This window comes from Aureibaculum flavum (genome assembly GCF_016406085.1).
GTDB lineage: Bacteria > Bacteroidota > Bacteroidia > Flavobacteriales > Flavobacteriaceae > Aureibaculum > Aureibaculum flavum.
This window is the reverse complement of the sequence record NZ_JAEHFJ010000002.1, coordinates 207,954-230,953: the sequence shown is the minus strand read 5'-3', so window position 1 is coordinate 230,953 and position 23,000 is coordinate 207,954. Positions and strand designations below refer to the sequence as shown.

The 23,000-nt window shown below is 33.5% G+C and carries 14 protein-coding genes; 4 read left to right on the top strand and 10 right to left on the bottom strand.

Features of this window, described 5'->3' with window-relative positions:
* Positions 1–26: 26 nt before the first annotated feature.
* On the top strand, positions 27–440 hold the full coding sequence (locus tag JBL43_RS04465; protein WP_198840272.1) for a DUF6146 family protein: 414 nt from the start codon (positions 27–29) through the stop codon (positions 438–440).
* Here the strand turns inward: JBL43_RS04465 and pckA are convergent.
* Positions 437–2,053 (bottom strand): phosphoenolpyruvate carboxykinase (ATP), encoded by a 1,617-nt coding sequence (gene pckA / locus JBL43_RS04460; RefSeq protein ID WP_198840271.1) that lies wholly within the window; start codon positions 2,051–2,053, stop codon positions 437–439. The genes JBL43_RS04465 and pckA overlap by 4 nt on opposite strands.
* Before the next feature lie 68 nt (positions 2,054–2,121).
* A complete protein-coding gene (locus JBL43_RS04455) occupies positions 2,122–2,490 on the bottom strand; it encodes a DUF423 domain-containing protein (protein WP_198840270.1) in 369 nt (122 codons plus the stop codon).
* Between the two features lie 161 nt (positions 2,491–2,651).
* On the opposite strand from JBL43_RS04455, the gene JBL43_RS04450 reads away from it, so the two are divergent.
* Positions 2,652–4,022, top strand: a complete 1,371-nt coding sequence (locus JBL43_RS04450; protein WP_198840269.1) for a saccharopine dehydrogenase family protein — start codon at positions 2,652–2,654, stop codon at positions 4,020–4,022.
* On the opposite strand, the gene JBL43_RS04445 is transcribed toward JBL43_RS04450, so the two are convergent.
* The 3 genes from JBL43_RS04445 to JBL43_RS04435 all read right to left on the bottom strand — a co-directional run bounded on the left by JBL43_RS04445 (position 4,023) and on the right by JBL43_RS04435 (position 5,916).
* Positions 4,023–4,736, bottom strand: coding sequence for a tRNA1(Val) (adenine(37)-N6)-methyltransferase (locus JBL43_RS04445; RefSeq protein ID WP_198840268.1), 714 nt, complete (start codon positions 4,734–4,736; stop codon positions 4,023–4,025).
* Positions 4,729–5,259 carry a ribosome maturation factor RimM gene (gene rimM, locus JBL43_RS04440; RefSeq protein WP_198840267.1) on the bottom strand — a complete coding sequence of 177 codons (531 nt, stop codon included), beginning with the start codon at positions 5,257–5,259 and terminating at the stop codon, positions 4,729–4,731. Before rimM ends, JBL43_RS04445 begins: the two co-directional genes overlap by 8 nt.
* A gap of 63 nt (positions 5,260–5,322) precedes the next feature.
* Complete coding sequence (locus tag JBL43_RS04435; protein ID WP_198840266.1) at positions 5,323–5,916, bottom strand: 30S ribosomal protein S16; 594 nt, start codon at positions 5,914–5,916, stop codon at positions 5,323–5,325.
* A 238-nt stretch (positions 5,917–6,154) separates the two neighbouring features.
* Between JBL43_RS04435 and kdsB the strand changes: the two genes are divergently transcribed.
* Positions 6,155–6,907: a 3-deoxy-manno-octulosonate cytidylyltransferase gene (kdsB, locus tag JBL43_RS04430; RefSeq protein WP_198840265.1), complete on the top strand. Its 753-nt coding sequence runs from the start codon at positions 6,155–6,157 to the stop codon at positions 6,905–6,907.
* 112 nt (positions 6,908–7,019) lie between these two features.
* Here the strand turns inward: kdsB and JBL43_RS04425 are convergent, their stop codons facing one another.
* Positions 7,020–9,797, bottom strand: a complete 2,778-nt coding sequence (locus JBL43_RS04425; RefSeq protein WP_198840264.1) for a WD40/YVTN/BNR-like repeat-containing protein — start codon at positions 9,795–9,797, stop codon at positions 7,020–7,022.
* Between the two features lie 312 nt (positions 9,798–10,109).
* On the opposite strand from JBL43_RS04425, the gene dnaE reads away from it, so the two are divergent.
* The gene (gene dnaE, locus JBL43_RS04420) at positions 10,110–14,429 is read left to right on the top strand and encodes a DNA polymerase III subunit alpha (protein ID WP_198840263.1); all 4,320 of its coding nucleotides are present in this window, start codon (positions 10,110–10,112) and stop codon (positions 14,427–14,429) included.
* A gap of 3 nt (positions 14,430–14,432) precedes the next feature.
* Here the strand turns inward: dnaE and JBL43_RS04415 are convergent, their stop codons facing one another.
* The 4 genes from JBL43_RS04415 to JBL43_RS04400 all read right to left on the bottom strand — a co-directional run bounded on the left by JBL43_RS04415 (position 14,433) and on the right by JBL43_RS04400 (position 22,980).
* Complete coding sequence (locus JBL43_RS04415; protein ID WP_198840262.1) at positions 14,433–14,960, bottom strand: hypothetical protein; 528 nt, start codon at positions 14,958–14,960, stop codon at positions 14,433–14,435.
* 208 nt (positions 14,961–15,168) lie between these two features.
* Positions 15,169–15,360, bottom strand: a complete 192-nt coding sequence (locus JBL43_RS04410) for a cold-shock protein (protein ID WP_117881456.1) — start codon at positions 15,358–15,360, stop codon at positions 15,169–15,171.
* A gap of 72 nt (positions 15,361–15,432) precedes the next feature.
* Entirely contained in the window at positions 15,433–16,374 is a 942-nt protein-coding gene (locus JBL43_RS04405; protein WP_198840261.1) for an endonuclease/exonuclease/phosphatase family protein, read from the bottom strand.
* Positions 16,375–16,503: 129 nt separating this feature from the next.
* The gene (locus JBL43_RS04400) at positions 16,504–22,980 is read right to left on the bottom strand and encodes an alpha-2-macroglobulin family protein (protein WP_233098688.1); all 6,477 of its coding nucleotides are present in this window, start codon (positions 22,978–22,980) and stop codon (positions 16,504–16,506) included.
* Positions 22,981–23,000 lie beyond the last annotated feature (20 nt).

The following is a 23,000-nucleotide window of genomic DNA, read 5'->3' as shown; positions in this document are numbered from 1 at the left end:
AATGGTTGTCAATAAATTACAAAATAATGAAAAATTTTATTTACGTTTTTGGAATACTTGGTTTTTTAATTGTGGGTTGTGGTACACAACAAACAACTACTTTAAATGAAGATAAAGAAGAACCTGTAAGAATTGCAAATGATAGTTTGGAGTATGAAATTACAATTATTGATCCAGGATTTACAAGTTATTTGGCTACTGCAAAACCAGAAAGTTACTATAGCCTTAGTACATTAGAATCAAAAAATTGGATTTATGTTATGGAGTGGAATAGTAGGTTTAGGAGCCCAACTAGATATAATACTAATATATATGAAAATGAAATTGACTACCAGTCCAATATAGATTATGGAATGGAAGTCAATTACAAGCTTTATCAGTATTTTCAGTTTGCACAGAGAAAATACAATATGCGTTTAAGTTCTTTTCGGATTGATTAAAAAGCGAAACGTTGTGGACCACCACGTCTTATTTCTTCGTTGGCAATAGCTTCAAATTTGTCAAAATTTTCTCTAAAAGCATTTGATAATTTAAAGGCCATTTTATAATACGCTTCATCATCGTTCCAAGTAGTTCGCGGACTTAAAACATCTGTAGGTACACCTGGGCAACTTCTAGGCTGGGCAACACCAAATACAGAGTGAATATGGTAATCTTTATAATTGTAAGGTCCTAAATCACCGTTTAATGCGGCATTGATCATTGCTCTTGTGTATTTTAATTTCATTCGGGTACCAACACCATAGGGTCCTCCTGTCCAGCCAGTATTTACCAACCAAACATTTACATTTGAATCTTTCATTTTTTTACTTAACATTTCTGCATATTTAGCAGGGTGTAACGGCATAAAAGGAGCACCAAAACAGGCAGAAAAAGAAGGAACAGGTTCTGTAACTCCAGCTTCGGTTCCTGCAACTTTTGCCGTATAGCCTGATATGAAATGATACGCAGCTTGATTTGGTAATAACCGTGAAATTGGAGGTAAAACTCCAAAAGCATCGGCCGTTAGAAAGAATATATTTTTGGGATTACCTGCTAAAGAAGGCGTTTTTATGTTTTTTATGTGATTGATAGGATAACTAACTCTAGTGTTTTGAGTAATTGAAGTATTTTCAAAATCAACTTCATTAGTACCAGCTTTGCATACCACGTTTTCTAAGATTGCTCCAGACTTAATTGCTTTAAAAATATCGGGTTCATTTTCTTCAGAAAGATTTATGACCTTCGCATAACAACCGCCTTCAAAATTAAATATGGTATTGTCTTTTGTCCAACCATGTTCATCATCGCCAATTAATTTACGATTAGGATCTGCGGACAATGTTGTTTTACCTGTGCCTGATAATCCGAAGAAAATTGCAGTTTCTCCATTTTCACCAACATTTGATGAACAATGCATTGGTAATGTTTCTTTTTCAACAGGAAGAATAAAATTTAAAGCAGAAAAAATTCCCTTCTTTATTTCACCAGTATAGCCTGTACCTCCAATGAGAATAACTTTTCTTTTAAAATTTAATATGGCAAAATTATGCTGGCGTGTACCATCTTCCTTAGCAACAGCCATAAAGCTAGGAGCTTGTAATATGAGCCATTCGGGTTGGAACGATTCCAATTCACTTGCCGTAGGTCTTAAAAACATATTATATGCAAATAAGTTAGACCAAGGAAGTTCAGTTATTATTCTAATATTCATTCTATATCTGTCGTCAGCACAAGCATAGGCATCACGAGCATAGAGTTCTTTACCTGATAAATGCTCAATTACTTTATCATAAAGGCGGTCAAATTTTTCAGCTTCAAAAGGTAGATTTATGTTACCCCACCAAACTTTATCTTCAGAAATCTCATCTTTTACGATAAATCGATCTTGAGGAGACCTTCCTGTAAATTCACCTGTATTTACCATTAAAGCTCCGGAATCGGCAATTTTACCCAAACCTTTATCAACGCATATTTTTGTCAGTTCTTCGGGTGATGAGTTCCAATGTACATTGGCATTTTTTATGCCGTATTTTTTTAATACTGCATTTACTGATTTTGTAGAATCTTTCATATTATAAGTTAGTTTGAACTACAAAATTAAGCAATATTACTTTTTACGAAAACGTTTTCGTAAATTTTTTATTTCTTAAGAAAGTTAAAAAACATTACGAGCCATCCTATAATAAATAATAAACCACCTAATGGAGTGATAAACCAAATAAGTTTAGGGTCAACACCACCCGCAGTTATAGCGTAAATAGAGCCAGAGAATAATAAAATACCTAGGAAAAATAGCCAACTTATTGTCTGCCTTCCTTTAGAACTGAAACCAGAATAGGTGTTAACGAAAAGGAGAGCAAATACGTGGTACATTTGATAGCGTACTCCTGTTTCATAACTCAGTAGGGCATCAGCTCCTAATTTTTCTTTAAGAGCGTGAGCACCAAAGGCACCTAAAACAATGGCAAGCATACCTAAAATGGCAGTAATTGATAAATTTTTTTTCATTTTAAAAGGATTGTTCTATTACAAAAGTAGTACATATTTGTAACATCGTACTTGTGAATGTTTTTAACGTTTTCTACTATTTTTATTCGAGAAAATGATAAGCTCTATTTTTGATTATGGTCAGTAAATTTTATACATTCGTGAATCAATTTTTTAAATCTATGCGTAACATTCTTATTATTGGTGCAGGTCGCTCATCTGCTTCACTTATCAAATATTTATTGGAAAAATCTGTAACTGAAAAATTACAGATTACCATAGCAGATATTTCTATTGATTTAGCAGAATCTATCATAAAAAATCATGAAAATGCAAAAGCAATGGTACTTGATATTTTCGATGAAAAATCGCGAGTTTCAGCTATTAAAAATGCCGACATTGTAGTTTCAATGTTACCCGCAAGATTTCATATTGAAGTGGCTAAAGATTGTATTACGTATAAAAAGAATATGGTTACTGCTTCTTATGTCTCTGACGAAATGAAGGCCTTAGATGAAGAGGTTAAAGCACAAGGGTTGGTCTTTATGAATGAGATTGGATTGGATCCAGGAGTTGATCACATGAGTGCGATGAAAGTTATTGATAGGATTAGAGAAAATGACGCTAAAATGTTATTGTTTGAGTCATTTACTGGTGGTTTAGTAGCTCCAGAGAGTGATACTAATTTGTGGAATTACAAATTTACATGGAACCCTAGAAATGTAGTGTTGGCTGGACAAGGCGGTGCTGCAAAATTTATACAAGAAGGTACTTATAAATACATACCCTATCATAAATTATTTAGGAGAACAGAAATATTGAATCTGCCAAATGTTGGAAAGTTTGAAGCCTATGCCAACAGAGATTCCTTGAAATATATTGAAACCTATGGATTAGAAAATATACTGACAATGTATAGAGGTACCATTAGACGTGTTGGTTTTTCGAGAGCTTGGAATTTGTTTGTACAGTTGGGTATGACAGATGATAGTTATACGTTAGAAGGTTCAGAGCATATGAGTTATCGCGAGTTTACAAATTCTTTTTTAGCTTATAATCCTCATGATTCTGTGGAGTTAAAATTACGGTCTTATTTAAAAATTGACCAAGATGATATCATGTGGGAGAAGTTATTAGAGTTAAATATTTTTGATCATACAAAAAAAGTTGGGTTAAAAAATGCGACACCTGCACAAGTATTACAGAAAATACTAATGGACAGTTGGACTTTGAAAAAAGAGGACAAAGACATGATTGTAATGCAACATAAATTTGGTTATGAATATCAAAACGAAAAACGTCAAATAGAATCGACTATGGTTGTTCTTGGTGAAGATCAAACCTATACGGCGATGGCAAAAACGGTAGGCTTACCGGTAGCTATAGCGACTCTATTAATTCTAAATAAAAAGATTACGACGCCAGGTGTTCAAATTCCAATAACCAAAGAAGTATATGATCCCATATTAAAAGAGTTGGAAAGTCATGGAATTGTGTTTAACGAAATTAAGACACCCTATTTAGGGTACAATCCAGATATCGTTATTGGCTAATTACATTTTTAAATAAAAGTCCTTTACCAATTCAATATAAGTGTCCGTGTATTGATGTCTAGTTGTTTCAATTACCAGATCTTCAATAATTACTTCATTTTCTGTAAATGAAAATTCTAATAAACTTCTTTTAATATCAGAAGTTGGTGTGCCTTTTACGTTACAGATAGTGTTGACGAAAAGGTTGTGTTCTTTTGCTAAGTTTATAAAATTTTCTTCTTCTTTAAAGGGTATAATAACGGTAAAAACACCATGGCTACTTAAGAGTTTAGACACCGATTTAAGAAGTATATCAAAAGGTAATGAATCTGTGAAACGAGCTGTGTTTCTAGCATTGTCGTCACTTTGAAACGCATCGTTATAAAATGGGGGATTTGAAATTATCAAATCATAGTTGTCATCAATCTCATTTGTAAATTCTTCCAAAGAAGCATGATAGCAAAATAATCGATCACCCCAAGGTGAGTTTTCAAAATTTTCAACGGCTTGTTCAAAAGCACTGTCGTCAATTTCTATGGCATCAATAATTTCAGCATCACTTCGTTGAGCCAATTGTAATGCAATAATACCAGTTCCTGTTCCAATGTCTAATATTGATTCAGGATGGTGCTTTATAGAAGTCCAAGCACCTAATAACACACCATCAGTGCCAATTTTCATTGCACATTGGTCTTGATTGACGGTGAATTGTTTGAATGAAAAGAGTTTATTCATCTAAATACATTTCAATTAATCCCTCAGGAGTTTCCACAACAATCTTTTTGTTAGCTCTATCTACTTTTTTTATAAAGTCATCTATCATGGGAATCAAAACTTCTTTGTCTCCATTCTCAATTATAAAAAGAGGTTGAGCTGTTTTGTCATTAACCCCTACTAGACTACCAACGTTGCCGTAATTTACATCTTCAATAGTAAACCCAATTACTTCGTGATAGTAAAATTTATTTCCGGTTAGTTTTGGTAATAAGGTTAAAGGCAGATACACACCACATTTCATAATAGAATCTGCATCTTCTTCTGTGGTAAAGTTTTCGAACTGTACACGAAGTTGATTACCTTTTTGTAAAAGGCTTTTCTCTATAAAAAAGGGAATAAAGTTATTACCAGCTTCTAAAAATACGGCATCCATATTTTGATACAAGTCTGGCTCATCCGTATCTAACTTAATAACGACTTCTCCTTTAAAACTGTGTTTTCTAACTACTTTTCCTAAATAGAAACAATCTTTTTTTTGCATAATAAAAATTAAAAAGCCCGACAAAATTTGTCAGGCTTTAAATATAAGATATAATAAATAAATTTATTCTTCTTCTTTAGAAGCTTTTACTTCTTCAACTTTTTCAGCAACTGGAGCTTCTTGAGCTTCAGCAGCAGCTTCGTCAATAGTTTGAGGAGCTTCTTCAACAGCTTCTTCAGTAGGTGCTTCAACTTCAGCTACTACAGGAGCAGGTGCGTTTTTAGCAATTCTAGCTTCGTTAGCTTCTTTTTCAGCTTCTAGAGCTTTAGCTTTTACTTGAGCATCAGCTTTAGATAAGCCATCAACTTTAGCATCAACTCTTTTTGCTTTATCATCTAACCAAGCTTGGAATTTTTCTTCAGCTTGTTCTTCAGTTAAAGCACCTTTTCTAACACCACCAGCTAAATGATTTTTTAATAAAGCACCTTTATACGACAAAATTGCTTTTGCAGTATCAGTAGGTTGAGCTCCATTTTGTAACCATTTTACAGCACCATCAATATCTAAATTGATTGTTGCAGGATTAGTATTTGGGTTGTACGTTCCTAATTTTTCTAAAGACTTACCATCTCTTTTTGAACGAGCATCTGCTGCAACGATCCAATAGAATGGTTTTCCTTTTTTACCGTGTCTTTGTAATCTAATTTTTACTGGCATTTGTTGTTAATTATTTAAGGTACACGACCTTGATTATTAATGATTTATTCACTTTCTCGAAGTGGGCTGCAAATATACTACGTTTTTTTGTTATAAAGTATGTTGATAGCGTTTTTTTAATTCCCTTGCTCTTGATGAGAATTTTAGTTGTCTTTGGTCTGTAGTATGTTATAAATCTAATCATTTGATTTTATAAATGAATTTTAATTGGCATATTTGTAAATACATAAAAAATATCATGAACATTTTAGGAATATTACCTGCCCGATATGGCTCCACAAGATTAGAAGGCAAACCTTTACTAGATATTTGTGGAAAACCCATGATTCAACGTGTTTACGAACAGGCAAAAAAAGCATTGACAGATGTTTTAGTTGCGACTGATGATAAGCGTATTGAAAAAGCGGTAAAGGCTTTTGGAGGCAATGTAGTCATGACTTCCGACAAGCATAATACTGGTACAAACCGGTGTTTAGAAGCATATGAAATATTTAAATCTACTTCAGGAGTTGATTATGATGTTGTTATTAATATTCAAGGAGATGAACCTTTGTTAGAGCCAGAACAAATCAATCAAATCCTTTCTTGCTTTGATGATAAATCAACGCAAATGGCAACTTTAGTTATTCCTGTAAAAGCATCGGAAAATGTATTTGATGGTGGTGTTTTTGTAGTGATGGATAAGAATAATAATGCCATGTATTTTAGCCGCTCTGTAATTCCTTTTGTGCGTGATGCTGATAAAAAAAATTGGCAGCAACAACATACTTTTTACAAACATGTCGGTATGTATGCGTTTACTCCTGCAGCTTTAGAAGAATTTGCCAATTTATCTCAGACATCACTTGAAATTGCAGAATCTTTAGAGCAAAACCGCTGGTTAGAAAATGGAAATAAGATAAAAGTAGCCACCACAGAGTTTGAAACCATTGCAGTGGATACGTTGGAAGATTTAAATAAGGTGAGAAATATAATTACAAAAAAAAGTTAGTCACTTCACTTTTACATTCTAATGCTTCCATAGTATGACTAATTAAAAATAACAAATGATGCGTTTTTTTTTAATTTAGTTTAACAATTATTTGAGGGTTTGAAAAATGAGTTTATTTAACCACCAACTTCTCCGTCACACTTTCCTTTCCGCTAGTAACTTTCAATAGATATTCTCCTTTTGGTAAATAATATTGCCCATTATCTGCTTTTTTGATTTCAATTTTATTTTTGCCAAAATAACTTTTTAAACTTTTTTCAGAAACCGATAAATCGTAATCGGTGAAATTGAATCCACTATCTGTTTTTAAAGTTTCACTATACAATACATTTTTTTCATCGGCCAATATTTCTAATGTAACATTACCAGCGTTTAATGTAAAATAGGAAACCTCAATATTAGGTAGATATGGTTTTGAAAACTGACTCCAAGAATTACCCCAACGTGAAGAGTGTCTCGTTTCAGGTAATTTAAAAACAGCAACCGTTTTGTTTTTTACGGTGTTGTATTGTTCAAGTGTCGCAATATTCGCTTTATAAAGTGAACGTCCATGTGTACCGATAATCAAATCTTTTTCTCGTTCTTGGATGACTAAATCGTGTACAGCAACTTTTGGAATTCCATTAGAAAACACGTGCCAATTTTGTCCTTTATTAAAGCTTACTAAGGCTTCATTGTCTGTTCCTAAATACAATATGTTTTCATCTGTTGGGTCTTCTTTAATTACGTTTATAGAATAATCAGGCAATCTGTTTGCAATTGATTTCCATGTATTACCCATGTCTTCACTTATAAAAGCATACGCTTTAAAATCGTCACTTCTATATCCATTTAACGTAGCGTATACACGATTTTTTTCATGTTGTGAAGCAATGATACGAGACACCCATAATCCTTGAGGTAAGTCATCAGAGATTTTTGACCAAGTAGTACCACCATCTTTTGTTAGCTGAATTAATCCATCATCAGAACCCGTGTAAATCATCCCAAATTGAAAAGGACTTTCTGAAATTGTAGCTATGGTACCAAAAGGCACATTTCCTTTTTTACCACCTGTGGTTAAGTCGCCCGAAATCACTTCAAAATTTTCACCTTTATCCATAGAGCGTAACAATTTATTAGCAGCCATATATAAAATATCCTGATTGTGAGGAGATAATAAAATTGGTGTTTGCCAATTATAACGATATGGAGAATCGCCTAATTCGTGTTTTGGATTAAAGCTTAAACGCTCGCCAGTTTCTATATTAAGACGGGTGTAATAACCAAACTGAGATCCAGAATAGACAAGATTGTTGTCGCGACTGTCAATTTGAACCTGCATGCCATCACCACCTCCAATTCTTTTATAAGGATATTGTCCTGTGCCTTCCCAACTTTTAGAAGCCTTATATGTGCTAGGGCCATACCAAACACCATTATCTTGAAAACCACCGTAAACATTATATGGTTTTTTATTATCAACATTTACATAATAATATTGCCCAACTGCTAGTGAGTTGTTTTTTGTCCAGTTTTCACCATCATCATAGGTAATGTTAACACCTCCATCATTTCCATTAATAACATGACCGTTTAAGTTAGGGTTCACCCAAATGGCTTGATGATCTGAGTGTACGTTTTCTTTACCAATTGATTCGAAAGTTTTACCCCCATCAACTGATTTTAATAAAGGAACACCTCCTATATAAACTTTAGCTTCATTTTTAGTATTTACGGCAATTAAACCAAAGTAATAACCATAAGAACTATAAAGACCATCTATAAAACCTTTGTGTGTTTTTGACCACGTTTTACCGCCGTCTGTTGATTTGTAAACTTCAGCTCCAATGACTGGAGTGTCAAACATAACTGAATTAGCATCGGTTAAATAAACTGATAAATCAATCAGTTTTATACTGCCATTTTCTACTTTTTCTTTCACACTTTTGGCCGTGTATTTTTTATCAAAACGATTGGCTTTTAAAAATGCGTCTAGTTTTTTATTGTCAAGTTTTGAAAAATCAACAGTGCTCATGGTTTCAAAATCTTCCTTTTTCAAACCTTCAGATGTAATTTTTTTCTCAGCAGGTCTTCTATTTTGATTATCTAATAAAGCATAAATAACGGTATCACTAAATGCAGCTAAGCCAATTCGGCCAACGCCACCATCTGATGGAAAACCACTTTTAGTATCGGTCATTTTAGTCCAAGTAGAACCTGCGTCTGTACTTTTATATATTGCTGAATGTTCTCCGTCACCATCAAAGTCCCATGCTTTTCTTGTTCTTTCCCAAGAAGCTGCATACATTACATCAGGATTGGTCGGAGAGACAGAAATGTCTATTACCCCCGTATTATTATCAATAAATAGTACATTATTCCACGATTTTCCACCATCTGTAGTTTTAAAAATACCACGTTCAGCATTTGAAGAATAAAGATGTCCAATAGCACCAACAACCACTTCATCAGTATTGTTTTTATTGATTATCATTCTACCAATATGATGCGAATCTGGTAAGCCAACGTTTGTCCACGTTTTACCTTTGTCGGTACTTTTTAAAATTCCAACGCCCGCATAAGAAGAACGAGAGGAATTGCTTTCTCCAGTTCCAATATAAATTGTGCCTGATTTCCAGTCAACAGCAACATCACCCATATTTTGGGTTGGAGCCGTTTCGGTAACAGCAGTAAATGAAGTGCCGTTATTATTTGTATACCATAAACCTCCAGAAGCATAGGCTACATAAAATTCAGTAGGCTGGTCAGGGTTTACATCAAAATCTACCACACGACCACTCATCACCGTGGGGCCAATATTAGTAAATGGTACGTTTTTGACGATAGATTGTCCGAAAAAATTAAAAGAAAGAAATAAGAAGGATAGAAAAAGGAACTTGTTTTTCATGTTGGTAGGTTTGTTTTTTGTCGATGTTCAAATATAAAGGTTTTTAAATTTAATTTTTGAACTAAAACTAAAGTAATGTTCCGTTTTCAATTTTAAGAAGAATAAGGAGTTTGGTTTGAGGGTTTTACTGTCCTGTTTAAAAAATGTTTCAGTAGTCTATTCGAGCTATTCTCTCATGCAATTGACGTTAAAATTCCCTGTTAATAAAATCCTTAAAAATCTGATCAAAAAAAACAATTAAAACACTAATTTTAAACATTCGAAATAAGGGTAGTTTTAAACCCGTTCTCGCAATAAAAATCACTTCTATTTATGTACTTAATTTTTGACACCGAAACTACCGGATTGCCTAAAAAATGGAATGCCCCAATTACCGATACCGATAATTGGCCAAGGTGTGTTCAGATAGCGTGGCAAACACATGATAAGTGCGGTAAATTGATAGAAAGTCATGAGTATTTAATTAAACCAGAAGGATTTAATATTCCTTATGATGCGGAACAAATTCATGGTATTTCTACAGAGTTAGCAGCATCAAAAGGGGAAGAGTTAGATACCGTATTAAAGTTATTTAATGAGGCTCTTTCAAAAACAACTTTTGTGGTTGGTCAGAATGTTGGTTTTGACTTGAATATTATGGGGAGTGAATATTATCGTCAAGGCATTGAGACGCCGTTGAATGATTTACCGCTGTTAGATACCTGTACTGAGAAAACCGCTACGTTATGTCAAATACCTGGAGGTAGAGGAGGTAAGTTTAAATTACCAACATTAACAGAATTACACCAACATTTATTTAATGCTCCTTTTGCTGAAGCTCACAATGCTACCGCGGATGTTGAAGCCACCACACGATGCTTTTTTGAGCTGATTAGAAGACGTTTATATACCAAAGAAGAATTAGATGTTGATGCCAAGTATTTTGAAGAATTTTCGAGAGAAAATCCTAAAGAAATAGAGCTGATAGGTCTTAAACATACAAACCTTAAAAAAGAGAGTAAAAAACTAAGAAAAAAGAGTGAAAAAGCAGAGGGACAATCTGGAAGTACAGCATCTAATTCAGATATAAACTTAGATGATTTTGCGTTTTCTCATTTACACAATCATTCTCAATTTTCCATTTTACAATCAACAGCGAGTATAAAAAAACTTGTAGAAACAGCAGTAAAAAACAAAATGCCAGCCGTAGGTTTGACGGATACAGGTAATATGATGGGTGCTTTTTACTTTGTAAAGGAAGCTTTAAGTAGTAATAAAAATAATGAGCATCAAATTAAACCGATTGTAGGTTGTGAATTTTTTGTTTGTGAAGATCACAAAAACAAATCGGTAAAGGATAATGGTTACCAAATGGTCTTGTTGGCCAAAAATAAAAATGGATATCATAATTTAGCGAAAATGGCATCCACAGCTTATGTTGATGGCTTTTATTATGTACCTAGAATAGATAAAACCATTGTTGAAAAATACAAAGAAGATATCATTGTATTGAGTGGTAATATTTATGGGGAAATTGCCTCAAAGATTCTTAATATGGGTGAAAATCAAGCCGAGGAAGCACTGGTTTGGTGGAAAGATACCTTTGGAGATGATTTTTATATAGAATTAAATAACCATAATCAAGAAAATGAGCAGCATGTAAATAATGTGTTGATTGATTTCTCAAAAAAACATGATATAAAATTAATAGCTGCTAACAACACCTATTACATTAATAAGTCCGATGCTGATTCGCATGATATTTTACTGTGTGTAAAAGATGGTGAAAAAGTAGCTACACCAAAGGGTAGGGGAAGAGGCTTCCGTTATGGTTTGCCGAATGAAGAATATTATTTTAAGAGTCAAGAAGAGATGAAACAATTGTTTCGTCATACGCCTGAAGCTATTGTTAATATTGAAGAAATTGTCGATAAAATTGAGGTGTATACGTTGCAACGCGATGTGTTACTTCCTAAATTTGACATTCCTGAACAGTTTGTAGATCCAAAAGATGCTGAAGATGGTGGTGTAAGAGGAGAAAATGCATTTTTAAAGCATTTAACTTTTGAAGGTGCCGAAAAACGATATGGAAAATTAGATAAAGAAAAGCAAGAACGTCTTGATTTTGAATTAGAAATTATTGAAAAAACTGGATATCCTGGATATTTCTTAATTGTATGGGATTTTATTCTGGAGGCTCGAAAGATGGGAGTGTCTGTGGGTCCAGGTCGTGGTTCTGCGGCAGGTTCGGCAGTGGCTTATTGTTTGTGGATTACAAATATTGACCCTATTAAGTATGACTTACTTTTTGAGCGTTTTTTAAATCCCGATCGTGTTTCATTACCCGATATTGATATTGATTTTGATGATGAAGGTAGACAGAAAGTAATAGATTTTGTAATTGAAAAATATGGAGCCAGTCAAGTGGCTCAAATTATCACCTATGGTACAATGGCGGCCAAATCTTCTATACGAGATACAGCTCGTGTATTAGACTTGCCTTTACAAGATGCTGATAGAATTGCTAAATTAATACCAAATACAAAGTTGGCTCACATTTTTGGAGAAGATCCAAAAAGTATTGCCAAAATAAAAGCGTTACGAAGTGAAGAGGTTGTCAATGTAAATGAACTACGGAATTTGGCAGAGGGTCATGGTATTGTCGCAGAGACTATTACGCAAGCCGTTGCTTTAGAAGGATCCGTTCGTAATACAGGTACACACGCTTGTGGTGTCATTATTACTCCTGAAGATATTACCAATTTAATACCCGTAGCAACAGCTAAAGGTTCTGATCTTTATGTAACTCAGTTTGATAATAATGTTGTTGAAGATGCCGGCCTACTAAAAATGGATTTTTTAGGGTTAAAAACATTAACCTTAATTAAAGATGCGGTAAAAATAATTAAAGCGATTCATGGTGTTGATTTAGATCCTGATGAATTTCCATTAGATGATGTGAAGACGTATGAGCTCTTTCAACGTGGAGAAACGGTAGGTATTTTTCAGTATGAATCACCTGGAATGCAGAAGCATATGAAGTCTTTACGACCGACGGAGTTTGCTGATTTAATTGCGATGAATGCCTTGTATAGACCAGGGCCAATGGAGTATATACCTTTGTTTATTAATCGTAAACACGGTACGGAAGCTATTGAATATGATCTTCCAGAAATGGAAGAATACCTTAAGGAAACGTATGGGGTAACGGTATACCAAGAGCAAGTAATGTTACTGTCTCAAAAATTAGCTGGGTTTACCAAAGGTGAAGCCGATGGTTTGCGTAAGGCGATGGGTAAAAAAATATTTGCTTTACTTGAAAAATTAAAACCAAAATTTATAGCTGGAGGTACTAAAAATGGACATCCAGAAGATGCATTAGAAAAAATTTGGAAAGATTGGGAAGCTTTTGCTGCCTATGCCTTTAACAAATCTCACTCAACATGTTATGCTTATATAGCATATCAAACGGCGTATTTAAAAGCACATTATCCTGCGGAATATATGGCGGCGGTATTGTCAAATAATATGAATGATATTAAGCAGGTTACGTTCTTTATGGATGAATGTAGACGTGCGGGTATTGAGGTGTTAAGTCCAGATGTTAACGAATCTTTTTACAAGTTTGCCGTAAATAATGAAGGTGCCATCCGGTTCGGAATGGGAGCCGTTAGAGGGGTTGGGGCTAATGCTGTAGAAGCCATTGTTTCTGAACGTAAAGAGAATGGTCCTTATACTTCAATTTTTGATATGGCCAAACGTGTAGATTTACGGTCTACCAATAAAAAAGCCTTTGACGGATTAGTGTTAGCGGGTGCATTTGATTCATTTATAGAAACCCACAGGGCTCAATATTTTGAACATGATGAACGTGGACAAACCTTTATTGAAAGAGCCATTCGTTTTGGACATAAATACCAAGAAAATAAAAACTCAGCACAGATTTCTATGTTTGGTGAAACTTCAGAAATTCAATTTGAAGAACCTATAATTCCAGATTGTGAACCTTGGGGAGTTATGGAGAAATTAGCAAAAGAAAAAGAGATGATTGGTATCTATATTTCAGGTCACCCATTAGACGATTTTAAAACAGAAATAAAATATTTTTGCAATGCTCCTATCAGTTCCTTTAATGATTTACCAAGTTTAGTAAATAAAGATTTAACTATTGCGGGTATTGTTACTGACGTACAACATAGAGTTTCAAAAAATGGTAAAGGCTGGGCATTATTTACAATAGAAGATTATTCAGAAGCCTATGAGTTTAGAATGTTTGGCGAGGAATATTTAAGGTATAAGCATTTTTTAATACCCAATTCTTTTTTGCATGTCAAAATTTCTGTCCGTAAAGGATGGAGAGAAGGTGATGTTCGTATACAATTCAATAACATACAAATGTTACAAGATGTGTTAGATCTTTTGGCCAATAAGCTGACGTTACAATTGGATATATTAGAGCTTACTGACCAAAGGATAAATACCTTGGAAGAAATTTTAGAAGACCATAAAGGTAAAGATGTATTGAACTTTTTAGTATTTGATCGTGAAGAAAAATTGAAGCTTCAAATGCCTAGTAGATCTGCCAAAGTCAAAATATCTCAAGATTTATTGAATGAATTAGATACGCGTAATTTACGGTATAAATTAAACTAAGATTTATTCAAAAAAGTCATCTGGGTCAAATGACATATCGTCATCTGGGTCATAGTCATTATAATTTACGCCGGGAGGATTAAACAATCCCCAACGGTCAATCATATAGTTATTTGGATCAAAACTAGTGACCCATTCAGCAAAGATGACGCGGAATTCTTCAATTTCGTTTCTTAATAATTCTATATAGTCATTGTCTTGGTAACCACATAGCTGCATACCAGAACAACTGGTTAAAATTTCACGAGCTGATTTTCTTATAATAGCTGCATTTTCCATTCTAATATCATAGATGTTAGCTCCTTCTGCTCCAGCAATTTTTGCAGGTATCATTAAAGCATTTTCGATGATGTAAGTAGCGTAGTTTTCTAACATTTCACCTTCGGCTTCATCAGCAGTTTCAACATCATCCTTTGAAACTAAACTTCCAATTTTTCTACCTAGTAACATAATTTCCCACGCTTTTTTATAGATGGGCATTTTTTCTATTTCCTCGTGAGACTTATAGTCATCATCGTCGTCTTCAAACATATTTCCACTTATTTTGTATTGTCCTATTATAAACGATAAGAATAGTAACGTAGTATTGGTTAAATGTTAATTGTTTTTATAGTATTGATATCAATGGGGTTAGCTTTAAAATTGTTATAACATACAATTTTTTACAATAAAAAAGCCCATCTCCCGAAGTTTCGGGATGATGGACTTTTCTTTAATTTTAACTAGTAATATATATATGTTATATAACTTTTACATTTACTGCGTTTAAACCTTTTCTTCCTTCTTCTAAATCGAACTCAACTTCATCGCCTTCGCGAATTTCATCGATTAATCCAGAAATGTGAACGAAATGTTCTTTGTTTGAACCTTCTTCAGTTACAAAGCCAAATCCTTTGGCGTCGTTGAAGAACTTTACTGTTCCTTTACTCATAATTATTTATAATTTATTATTAATTACTTAGTAGTATGCAAATATGGTGCCAAAGAATTAAATGCATTCTTTTTATTCCTTAATTCTGAACTCCATAAAGATAGGTAAATGATCTGAACCAATATTAGGCCCAGTACCACGATCTATTACGCCAATAGCCTTACTTATCAAAGCATGATCTAGAGTGGTATTTAAGGTAGTAAACATTGTTGGCCAAGTGGGTAGTATCCCTAATCCATTTCGCGAATCTCTTAAATTCGTGTTTAATAATAAATCTTTAAAGTGTTTTGAATAAGAAGAGGTGTTTAAATCGCCTATGATAATTAAATTTTCAGAAAGCTCCTTCGTCTTTTTTTCTAGGTTCTTAAAATGGGCATTTCGAATATCAAAGTTTCTTTTACCCATTGGAGGAAAAGGGTGCGTTGCAATTATATCTATGGGATTGTTATCAATTTTTAGGCGAGCCACAATAGATGGAACTTTTGATGAATCAAAGCTCAAAACGGATGTTTCTGAGGCTATCTTACTAAAGTATCCAATTCCGAAATTGTCGTTACGAAGTACCCGTTTTTTAAAAGTATACTGCTCCGTTATGTCACTTAAAAAAGCTTCCCACTTTGAATTATATTCAAGTAAAATTAAGATGTCGGGATTTTTATCTTTTATAAAGTTTATGACTTTTTCAGAATCATTGTTACTAGAAAGTAAATTGATACTCACAATTGTTGTACCTCTTTGCTTGTGTATAACTCCAAGTTTACTTGGGAAATAAAGCGTGTATAAAAAAGACAGGTTCCAAGTTATCAGTAGAATGGAAATAATCGTAATAACCTTACTTTTTTTGGTACTTAAGTTAAGTACCAGCACTACGATTAGAAAGATTCCTATTTGCAGCTTAAAGTTTGACATAATATCAATAAGCCAATAATTGGGAAAGATGTTTGGCAATATTGATGTCAAGAGTGCAACTACTATTCCTAGCTTTAGTGAAAAATTAATTATTTTTTTTATCATTAATATAATTTATAAACATCCCTAAGAGCTTCGCTCGATAATTTCTAAACAAAATATATTTTGTTTCTCATCAGGCTCAAGGGGACAATACTAAAGTAATTAGGTAACTACTGTCCCCTTGAGGGGGTTTTACTTAACATTTACCCGTACACCTTCACTATGACTACTAAACTCGGGTGCGTACATACTTTGAATGGTTGTTATACCATTAGAGAAATCACCTTTATTATTTACACGTAAGTTGTATTCAAAAACGTAAACACCTTTTGGTAAATAGTCAAAAAAGAAATTAGTGGCTGCATCTTTGGTGCTTTCGTAATAGCCTAAATTGTCTTGCCATTTGTATTGTGATAGTACATTTATTGGTTCAAACCCTGCAGCACGCATATCTTTCATATGCACAAACTCCATGGTTCTATCCACTTTTAATTCTATTCGAACACGAACTAAATCACCCAATTTTAAATCGGTTGCTTCAGTAATTATTGTAAGCTCTTCACCTTTATCGCTATTCTTTTTTAGGAATAGTTTTTTAGACAATTGCAATGGTGTTTTGGCTGAAGTTATTTTATCTAAATCCTCAAAATACTGCCAATACAATGCTCCCCAAGCAACACCTTCTGTTTTTTTACTCAAAGTTACAGTTGCCATACTTTCTTTTATCTCTTCACCTTTCCATGACGTTTTAAAATAACCTGTTCCTGCTTCTACTTTCGTATCTTCCAATTGTAAAGGGTCAATTTTTTGATCACCAATAGTGATGTCTACAAATTCGGTTACTTCCAACCAATTTGTACCTTGCAGTAGTAAAGCATAAACAGCTTCTGTAGTCGCTTTTGTTGTTTTCCAACGGTTGGTTTGTTTATTCTTTAACAACCAAACCTTAAGTTCGTCAATGGTTTTTGTATCCCCTTCAACTTCTGTAAAAGCTTCTATCAATAATGCTTGTGTTTCGATTGGAGCTTGATACCAATACCAACTAGCGGTGTTCTCTTTCCAATACATTCCCAGCTCTTGACTTGATATTGAATTTTCTTTTAGTGAAGTTATTATTTTATTAGCAACTGCCGTTTTATCATTTCTTTTTGCAACCAATGAAATCATTCCTTTCGTGTATAAGTTGTTGTCTTTCCAAAACTCATAAGCTTGATTGGTAAAATAATCAACAGCTGTTTGAACGTTGTTACGAATAGTAATATCTTTATAAAAACTACGCATATACAAATATTGAATTTGAAAATGATAGGTATGATTACTTGCCCAAAACTCTTTTTCCAAGCGTTCACCTTCGGCTTTTGTTTTGGCTCTGGCTTTAATTTTTCTAGCTTGTTTTATAAGCTCATTGAAATCAGATAAAATTTCATCATCTAAAAACTTTACTGCTTTGTTAAGCATTTGTTTAGATTCAGGGTTAGCAACACCTAATTTGTTTAAATGACCAAAGCCTGACGCAATGTGTTGTGTAATATATCGATTAGGATATCGTGCTCCTTTAAACCAAGGGAAACCACCATTGCTCATTTGAGCTTGTTCTAATTTACGTAGGGCAGAGGCCAATTCGTTTTTCATTTTATTCAAATCGAATAATAAGGCGATACGTTTTTTCTGTTCAGTTTCCGATTGAGCATCTCGTAACCAAGGGGTTTCTTGAATAATCAACGATTTTAATTCTTGGTTTTTCTCTAAATTAGAAACTAATGCGTCAGCTGACGCCCATTGATTAAATACCTCTTGAATCCGTGGATTCGAATTGGCAATATGACTAGCCAATGCATTTGAATAGTATCGAGAAAAAGTTTGCTCTGCACATTCATAAGGATATTCCATCAAATACGGCAAGGCCTGAACAGCATACCAAGCTGGGTTTGAAGTTATTTCTAAGGTTAAATTGTGATGTTTTAAGCTGGTTGAGGTATTGTTCTTTAACTTATCAAGGGTAAACGTTCTGGTTTCGTTAGAACGTAACCACATAGGTAAAGATTCAGTTACTAACATTCGGTTTGACAATACAGGTAAGGCATTTTCTTCACCATCTGAAAAGTCACCCGCTTTAGCAACAATTTTATACTTTACCGCTTGTACGTCAAATGGAATTTTTAAGGTCCAACTTACATTGACATTTCCTTTTGCGTCTACCCTAAAAGTTTTACGATTATCAGCATTCCCTAATTTGGCATCAATGGGTTTGTCTGTTAAGGCATCAAACAATTGTAATTCGCTAATTCCGTCCAATGTATTCTCCGTTAAATTAGAAATTTTAGAAGCAAAAACAATTTCATCACCTTCCCGTAAAAAACGAGGTGGATTTGGCATTACCATCAGTTCTTTTTGAGTAACGGTTGACAAACGTGATTGTGCCGTTGCCATATCTTTGGTGTGTGCCAAAAGATTTAAATTCCAACGTGTTAAACTTTCAGGAATGGTAAAATTAAAACTTACATTACCATCTTTATCCGTTTTTAAATGTGGATAGAAAAAAGCGGTTTCTTGCAGATTTTTACGAGCAACAATGCCTTTTAAAGGTGATTGTTCTCCACCTACAGGATTATTTTCTTTGTTTTTTTCTCCATCCTTGTCGCTTTCTAATTTAGGACTCATCAGTGGTTGTATTTCACTATTATACATTACAGTTTCTTCTACCTCCAATTGGTCTTCTACTACTTGAATACCAGAAACACTTCCCCTTAAAGCTTTGCTTGCAGATTTTTTTTCTCGTCTTTGACTGCCATAACCAGTAACAACCACTTCATCTAATGCTTGTTCATCTGCTTTCAATCGTATGTTATATATGTTATCACCTTTAATCGTAATTTCTGAAGTGTAAAATCCTATGTAGATAAAAACAAGTACTGCACCCTGAGAAGCTTTTATTTTATAGTTACCGTCAAAATCGGTTATAACACCATTAGTAGTTCCTTTAATTAATACGGTTACACCTGGCAATACTCCAGTCTCATCAGAAACATTACCATAGATGTAGCCTTTCTCTTTATTTGTATCTATAGATGAGGAAACTCTATCTGGTGCGTGATTTCTTCTTATTGAGTTTAAATAATTATTATTAAACCAGCTATTCGTTAAACTAAATCCGAACCAATTGAGTTGGTCGTAATTTTGGTTAGAAAAACCGTGATACTTATAATTCTTTTGATCAATATTAAAATTAATATTCCCAAAACTATGACTTGCTGCACTTTGGTTGTAACTGTAATAATAGCGTTGGTTTAACGGACTAAAATACCAATTGTGAGGTCTAAATTCATCTAAAGAAGCATCATACATAGAAGCCAATACTTCTGCGGCCACCTTGTCTTTTTTGTTTCCTTTTATTTTAAAACTCCATGTTTCGTTTTGCCCTGGTTGTAATTTATCTCTGAACGTAGTAGTCTCAATAAACAATTCCTTTTTAGGATAGGGCACATTAATATTTAAATTTCCATTGCTAAATGCATTGTTATTTACGAGCTGGTATTGTATGGTAAAACCACCAAGATCTTCAGGTTTAACAGGTATAGATATGGTTTTTATCTCATTAGAGAGTTTTACAATTTTAGTCTCGACGATATTATATTTTTTAACAACGGTAACCGTTACAGAAATATCTTCTGATGCCGACCCTAATTGTAATTTTACAAATTCGTTAGGTTGGTATTCATTTTTATTTGTTTTAATAAAAAGTAATTGCTTGTCAGAAACTACCTTGTCATTGGTGTTAAAAACCTCAAAACGGAACTCATCTTTTACCGCCTGTTTAAATTTGTCTTCACTTTCTGCAATAACGATATACAAGCCTGAAACCCATTTACTGATGTTTTTCAATTTTAAGTCTTTTTCTTTTTCAGTATTAAAAGTGGTTTCAAAAACTAGTTTTCCTTGTTTCCATGTATTCGAATCATTTTCCTTTTGATAAGCTTCATGAGGGAATAATTTTTTAAACGCTGCCTCTGAAAATGATTGATAATCTGGGGCTTCCCATGGTCGTGCTCTCAAAACAAATTTTGGAGCCACTAACTTGTAAATTTTCAAGTTGCCTTTTGCGGCAACAAATTCTCCATTTAAATTGTTAGATTGTAAATTAATAGTATGGTTTTTGTCAGACTTTTCAAGTTTGTCAGGCATAGATATTGCCAAAGTTAACGCATGGTAGCCGACATTTACAGTAGTTTCTGTACTTCGTGTTTCACCGTTAATATCTGTAACATCTGCCAATACTTTATAATTAAAAGTAGGCTGATTACTAGGGTCTATTTTAATATCTGGAATAGATTTAAAAGCAATTTTATAATTACCACTGGCATCTGTTGTTGTTTCGCCATGTGTTATTTCTTGCGATTCTGAATTGTTACTATAATCATTATAATACCACCAACACCACCTAGGAAATTGTGCGGTTCTAAATACGCGATAAGTGACTTTAGCGTCGGTTATGGTACTTCCAGCAAATGCATTTGCAGTACCATTAATAGTTACGGTATCATTAACTCTGTAGGTTTCTGTTACGGGCTTAAATTCAGTCTCAAATTTGGGACGTTTATATTCTTCTACTGAAAAGTGTGAATTACCATTGAGTGAATTTCCAAAATGATAACTGGAAGATGCATAGATATTAAAATTTCCTGTTAATCCCGTATTTGGCAAGATAAATTCGCCACTAAAAGATCCAAATTCGTTGGTTTTAAAAGTGAATGATTTCACTTCTTGATAATTAACATCGTTTAGCTTCACGGTTACTTCTTTTCCATCAATAGCATGCGATTTATTGTCTTCAGAGGCTACTGCAATACCTTTGAAATAAACGGTTTGCCCTGGTCTGTAAATACTCCTATCCGTAAATAAAAAGATACGAGCCGATTTATTTTCGTTTATTACAGGTTTGTGAGTTTCATATAAATAATAGTCGCCAAATGTTGCTTCATCATTTTTATAGTTTACTGTGATTACAACGTTATTTCTATACACATTGTTTTTGAAAAAGACCTGTCCGTTTTTATTAGTAGTTAGCGTTCTGTTTATTGCTTTATTATACCTGCCTGTATTGTAATTTTTAATATTTACTCGGGCATCCTTGATAGGTTTACCAGTGTTTCTGTCTACGATTTGATAGATTTTGTTACCCTCTAATGTGTTTTCAACTAAAGCAATATCTGTTACTTGTGTAAAGGTATGCCCAAAAGTAAATTGATCTGAAATAGTCTCATTTACAGAAGTGAAGATCATATAATTTCCACCTTCTAACTCAGGTAATAAAACCTCTGTAGTATGCTGAAGATAATCACTTTCATTTTTTAATGTACTGTTCCATGTTTTAATAACCTTTAATTTTTTGATAAAGGCTATTTTTTTATCATCCTGATAAATTTCAGAAAACATTTTTTGTTGACTTTTGGAGATTTTTAATGCTATAAAGTATAGTTGATCTGTGTTTTTATAAGTAACCAATAGCTTAGCAGGTTTATGTATAGGTGTAAATTTTTCTGCTGTAATTTGTAAACTAGGGTTTAGTATTTGACTTTGTAAACTCTTGCATTTTTCGGCTCCTGTAGATTTTGGAAAAAGAGCCATGGCATCTTCACAAACTTTTAAAGCCTCTTTACGTTTCCATTGATTGTTGTTCGTTATGGGATCATATGCATTTGCTTGACTGTCTAGATAAACAGCAATTTTATAATCAATTTCTGTAACTATTTCGTGTTTATTATGCTGTTTTTTAAGAGCGTTCAGTGTATGAAAATAAACAGCATCTTTATTGCTGAATACAGCGTTTGTACGCACAAAATCTAAACGCTCTAAGGTTAACGTAACTAAAGCCGTTGGGTCTTTGTCTTTTGCATGAGATAATGTTAAGTTTTTATATAAACGTAAGGCATGTAATTGTTGTGATAAACTATCTTTTGCAAATAGTTGAGTTTTAGTAAAATCACTATTGGGAGCCAATAAAGCTGCATTATCTATTTCAAATTTATAAGCAGGTCGTTTTAAATTACGTTCGTCGGTTTTGTAAAAATCAATGGCTCTATGAGCTAAAAAATCATATAAAGTGGGTCTGTAAACTTTAGAGTTTCCTTGCAGATGTAAAATGGCATTATAAGCAGTTAAATCAGTTTCTTGTAAAGATATTGAATTGATTAATGATGCCTGAAAATGATGATGCGTTTCTTCAAAAATAGTTTGTAAGTCCCACGTTCTAAAATCAAGAGTATCTACCTTCTCTGAAGTATTTGTACGATTGTAAAATTTATATCGGTTTTGTTGAAAATATTGCCAATAGATATCTGCAATTATGCTTTCCAAGATGTTTTTTGTTGGGAATTTACTTTTTGTAGCTTCTTTTTTTAAATTTATGATTGTATTTAGTTGAGCATCTTCCTCTAAAGTCAATGCGAATTTTGAAATATAAAGCAAGGCCTTTACCAATTGAGGATCGTTCTTATCCTTTTTGGCTTTTTTATATATTTTTTCAACTTCAGCCAAGGCAGATTTTGGTAAACCTTCTAGTTCATGAGATTCTACTTTATACCAAGCCTCTGAGTAATTGTCAGTAGGTTGTGCTTCTATAGTTGTAGAAAATAAGAGTATCATTGTTAATATGGTGATTGACTTTTGCATAATTCTTTTATTTGAAAACA

What these genes read in the sequence shown, in the direction of transcription:
- JBL43_RS04465 (WP_198840272.1), top strand. Translation starts at nt 27, where the DNA reads ATGAAAAATTTTATTTACGTTTTTGGAATACTTGGTTTTTTAATTGTG.
- pckA (WP_198840271.1), bottom strand. Translation starts at nt 2,053, where the DNA reads ATGAAAGATTCTACAAAATCAGTAAATGCAGTATTAAAAAAATACGGC.
- JBL43_RS04455 (WP_198840270.1), bottom strand. Translation starts at nt 2,490, where the DNA reads ATGAAAAAAAATTTATCAATTACTGCCATTTTAGGTATGCTTGCCATT.
- JBL43_RS04450 (WP_198840269.1), top strand. Translation starts at nt 2,652, where the DNA reads ATGCGTAACATTCTTATTATTGGTGCAGGTCGCTCATCTGCTTCACTT.
- JBL43_RS04445 (WP_198840268.1), bottom strand. Translation starts at nt 4,736, where the DNA reads ATGAATAAACTCTTTTCATTCAAACAATTCACCGTCAATCAAGACCAA.
- rimM (WP_198840267.1), bottom strand. Translation starts at nt 5,259, where the DNA reads ATGCAAAAAAAAGATTGTTTCTATTTAGGAAAAGTAGTTAGAAAACAC.
- JBL43_RS04435 (WP_198840266.1), bottom strand. Translation starts at nt 5,916, where the DNA reads ATGCCAGTAAAAATTAGATTACAAAGACACGGTAAAAAAGGAAAACCA.
- kdsB (WP_198840265.1), top strand. Translation starts at nt 6,155, where the DNA reads ATGAACATTTTAGGAATATTACCTGCCCGATATGGCTCCACAAGATTA.
- JBL43_RS04425 (WP_198840264.1), bottom strand. Translation starts at nt 9,797, where the DNA reads ATGAAAAACAAGTTCCTTTTTCTATCCTTCTTATTTCTTTCTTTTAAT.
- dnaE (WP_198840263.1), top strand. Translation starts at nt 10,110, where the DNA reads ATGTACTTAATTTTTGACACCGAAACTACCGGATTGCCTAAAAAATGG.
- JBL43_RS04415 (WP_198840262.1), bottom strand. Translation starts at nt 14,960, where the DNA reads ATGTTTGAAGACGACGATGATGACTATAAGTCTCACGAGGAAATAGAA.
- JBL43_RS04410 (WP_117881456.1), bottom strand. Translation starts at nt 15,360, where the DNA reads ATGAGTAAAGGAACAGTAAAGTTCTTCAACGACGCCAAAGGATTTGGC.
- JBL43_RS04405 (WP_198840261.1), bottom strand. Translation starts at nt 16,374, where the DNA reads ATGATAAAAAAAATAATTAATTTTTCACTAAAGCTAGGAATAGTAGTT.
- JBL43_RS04400 (WP_233098688.1), bottom strand. Translation starts at nt 22,980, where the DNA reads ATGCAAAAGTCAATCACCATATTAACAATGATACTCTTATTTTCTACA.